This window comes from Muribaculum sp., assembly GCF_029051885.1.
Lineage (GTDB): Bacteria > Bacteroidota > Bacteroidia > Bacteroidales > Muribaculaceae > Muribaculum.
Map to the genome: position 1 here is coordinate 1 of NZ_JAIDKI010000223.1, position 3666 is coordinate 3666.

The window sequence follows — 3666 nt, forward strand, 5'->3', positions numbered from 1 at the left end:
CCATACCGGAGGCCAGAAATCTGCTGTAACCGACGAAACACTCAAAAGCCACGGACACACCCTGGATACAGTAAGGTAGCCCCACCGGTCACTCATACGCCCGAACAACACAGTTCCGAGTGTACGCCCGCATAAAGCCACACACCCCAGTATTCCTTGCACTACCGCAGGGAGCTCGGGATGTGCCATCAACTCAATCATCGGTATTATAATCCCGACGAGAGTTGCCAGCCCCTGCCCTATGAACTGCCCCATCGACGCCACGACAAGCACCCATATCTGCCCGCCACACAACGGCATATTCTCGAGATTTACAGCACCGTCAATCCTGTTAGAATTATTCTGCGCCGAAGAAGATGTCTCAACAGTTTTTTTTGTAGAAGAATCAGCCATAACAAGTGAGTTTATCATCAGTATGCCCGGCATCGCCATGAAAACATAAAACAGCAATCCCGGAAGACATACTTATAATATTAAGAATGTCACCCGGGATAAAGAGTTATGACCACTATGTTATTTTAACATTATTTATCTTTCGGAATCAACCGCCCGCCAAGTTCCCACAACATGAACAATGGCACAAACACCACGCTCAGTGTAAACGGGTCACCTGTAGGAGTAATAATCGCCGCGATTACAAGAAGCACCACTATAGCATGACGGCGATATTTGCTGAATGTGCTACGTGAGAGCACACCTATACGTCCGAGCAGCGCACATACTACCGGAATCTCGCCGACAAGCCCCATAGCAAAGAGCATTCCGAGAAAATTGTCGATATATGAGTCAAGGCTTATCTGATTGGACACATCCGGGCTGAGCTGATAGTCGGCAAGAAAACGCAACGTCAGAGGAAACACTACAAAATACCCTACTGCCATACCGACATAAAACAAAACACCACCAAGCCACAAAGCCCGTGAGCCGTGACGCCGCTCACTCATATATAATCCCGGGCTAATAAAATTCCATAACAGCCAGAGCCATATCGGCACAGACACAACAACCGCACCCATAAGAGACAGCTGCATATGTATGAAGAACTGTGAGGCAAGATTTATATTGACTACATTCACATGCCATCCGTCAGAAGAAAATGGCGAAAGTATCGGAAACTCGGATGTAAGATATGTAAAAAGACGATAAAGATAGAAATCACCGTAGCACGGAGCCATTACAATTGTGGCAAACAGCTTTGGCATAACTGCAAAAAGAGCTATTGCAATCACGGCAGTAATCACAATACCGCGCAAAGCTACCCCTCTGAGTTCATCAAGATGATCCCAGAAAGTCGCTTCCTTACCTATGGCATTATCGGCCTTAGGCATTATTCTCTTTTTCTGAATCGGGAGCAGGTTTGGCTTTTATTTCATTCTCTATCTCATTGACACCTTTACGGAATCCGGCCACTCCCTTGCCAATACCGTGCATGAGTTCAGGTATCTTCTTGCCGCCGAAGAGCAAAAGCACAACAAGTAAAATGACTAATGCCTCCGTTGCACCGATATTTCCAAAAAGCAAAGGTATCATATGATGATTCTGTTCTGATTTGTGATATTTATTGCTGCTCATGGTCAAAGCAGCAATAAAGTCGGTCTGACTTTACTGCGAAATTAGCAAATATCCTTTAATAGGAGCGTATACACCCCTATATTTTGCATTTTTTAGGAGATTGACTAAATTTGTGGCATAATTGTCTTGATTAAATGAAAAAGCATATCATCGATTTTGAGATTGTGGAAAACCGCCATATCCACGCTCTATATTCCCTGTTGGTACTGCGCCCAGTTAATGCCGCTCTTCCCGAAGAGATACTTCCGGGCCAGTTTGTAGAGGTCGCTGTCGACAACTCTCCGAGCACATTCCTGCGACGCCCGATTTCAGTAAATAATGTTGACCGTGAGAACGGCACGTTATGGCTGCTTGTACGCCGTGCAGGCGAGGGCACTGCCGCAATGATTGCCAAGCGCCCCGGAGAGTTGCTGAATCTGGTGCTCCCGCTCGGCAATGGGTTTACCATCCCGGCTCCGGGTCAAAAAATACTTCTTTCAGGAGGAGGAGTCGGCGTCGCACCTATGCTGTATTTCGGACACGAATTGAAGCGCCTCGGAATGAATCCGGAATTTCTGCTCGGTGCAAGATCGAAAAACGACCTGCTGCAGATTGAAGAATTCGAAAAACTCGGCAAACTGCATATCTCGACTGATGACGGCTCTGCCGGCGAACCCGGAATAGTGACAACCAACAGCGCACTTTCTGAAAAATGGGACCGCATATATTGCTGCGGCCCGCTGCCAATGATGAAAGCCATTGCCCGGGAAGCGCGACGCATCGGAGCCGACTGCGAGGTTTCGCTTGAGAATATGATGGCATGTGGCCTTGGAGCATGTCTATGCTGCGTTGAACCCACCGTCAAGGGCAATGTATGCGTTTGCAAAGAAGGACCCGTATTCAATATCAACCAACTCACATGGGAGGACTGAACGACATGGCAAGATTAGATGTAAACATCGGAGCACTTGCTCTTAAAAACCCCGTGCTCACAGCGTCAGGCACCTTCGGCTACGGAGAAGAATTCGCTGACTTCATCGACCTCAATCGCCTCGGAGGATTTATCGTAAAAGGCACTACCCTGAATCCTCGTGAAGGCAACCCCTATCCACGCATGGCCGAAACCCCTTCCGGTATGCTCAACGCCGTAGGCTTACAGAACAAAGGGGTAGACTATTTCATAGAAAACATTTATCCCCGCATAAAAGACCTGGATACAAATATAATGGTCAATGTATCCGGAGCATGTCCCGATGACTATGTAGCCGTATGCGAAAAACTGGCTCCTCTCTCAGGTATAGCGGCAGTGGAAATCAACATATCATGCCCCAACGTAAAGCAGGGAGGCATGGCCTTCGGCACAACATGCGCCGGCGCCGCAGAAGTGACCCGTGCGGTACGACGTGCATATCCGGGGACTCTGATTGTAAAACTATCGCCCAACGTAACCGATATAACCGAGATAGCCCGCGCCGTCGAGGCCGAAGGCGCCGATTCGGTATCTCTGATTAATACACTTCTTGGCATGGCTATCGACGTAGAGCGCATGCGTCCATACCTGTCTACAATCACCGGAGGCCTTTCAGGTCCGGCAGTAAAGCCTATAGCCGTCAGGATGGTATGGCAGGTGGCAAAAGCTGTCAACATACCGGTAATAGGCCTGGGAGGCATCATGAACGGTAAGGATGCTATTGAATTCATAATGGCCGGAGCAACTGCTGTAGAAATCGGTACCGCAAACTTTATTGACCCGGCCGTAACCGTAAAAATCATTGATGAGATTAATGATTTCTGCCATCGCCACAATATCGACGATATCAACTCAATCAGAGGTATAATCTGATATACATGTTACAAGCCGACGTTTGGCAATAACTGCACTAAACGTTTGACAATAAAAGTTCCCGGTAGAGCAGTCGGTGGTTTTCCGTGCTGCTACCGGGAACTTTTATTATCGAACTTACGTTTAGAGTTGGCTTATGTTAAGATTTAGAGCTTGTTTAATAATAAATGTTACCGTCAGGGCGGTCATTCGTCAAGCAGATTTTCGCTTGTGATAAGGGAGTTATGGGGTTCCATAACGACCGAAGAACAGGCGGAAAGATGCCGGCGAAT

The 3666-nt window shown here is 47.6% G+C and carries 4 protein-coding genes and 1 pseudogene; 2 read left to right on the top strand and 3 right to left on the bottom strand.

All coding sequences use genetic code 11. The annotated features are described in order from the left end of the window. From K2I50_RS09175 to tatA, 3 genes and pseudogenes are all read right to left on the bottom strand, one after another. A pseudogene (locus K2I50_RS09175) lies at positions 1–393 on the bottom strand (hypothetical protein); the annotation flags it as partial. Positions 394–524: 131 nt separating this feature from the next. Then, a complete protein-coding gene (gene tatC, locus K2I50_RS09180) occupies positions 525–1328 on the bottom strand; it encodes a twin-arginine translocase subunit TatC (RefSeq protein WP_301026019.1) in 804 nt (267 codons plus the stop codon). Continuing rightward, entirely contained in the window at positions 1321–1572 is a 252-nt protein-coding gene (gene tatA / locus K2I50_RS09185) for a twin-arginine translocase TatA/TatE family subunit (RefSeq protein WP_526022974.1), read from the bottom strand. The genes tatC and tatA overlap by 8 nt, the downstream gene beginning before the upstream one ends. 134 nt (positions 1573–1706) lie before the next feature. Between tatA and K2I50_RS09190 the strand changes: the two genes are divergently transcribed. Together K2I50_RS09190 and K2I50_RS09195 are read left to right on the top strand one after the other, a co-directional pair. Beyond that, positions 1707–2483, top strand: a complete 777-nt coding sequence (locus tag K2I50_RS09190) for a dihydroorotate dehydrogenase electron transfer subunit (protein WP_301026020.1) — start codon at positions 1707–1709, stop codon at positions 2481–2483. Between the two features lie 5 nt (positions 2484–2488). Further along, on the top strand, positions 2489–3394 hold the full coding sequence (locus K2I50_RS09195) for a dihydroorotate dehydrogenase (RefSeq protein ID WP_301026021.1): 906 nt from the start codon (positions 2489–2491) through the stop codon (positions 3392–3394). Positions 3395–3666: the final 272 nt, after the last annotated feature.

Excerpts from the sequence above, each read along its gene's own strand:
- K2I50_RS09190 (WP_301026020.1), top strand. The coding sequence starts at position 1,707 with ATGAAAAAGCATATCATCGATTTTGAGATTGTGGAAAACCGCCATATC.
- K2I50_RS09195 (WP_301026021.1), top strand. The coding sequence starts at position 2,489 with ATGGCAAGATTAGATGTAAACATCGGAGCACTTGCTCTTAAAAACCCC.
- tatA (WP_526022974.1), bottom strand. The coding sequence starts at position 1,572 with ATGAGCAGCAATAAATATCACAAATCAGAACAGAATCATCATATGATA.
- tatC (WP_301026019.1), bottom strand. The coding sequence starts at position 1,328 with ATGCCTAAGGCCGATAATGCCATAGGTAAGGAAGCGACTTTCTGGGAT.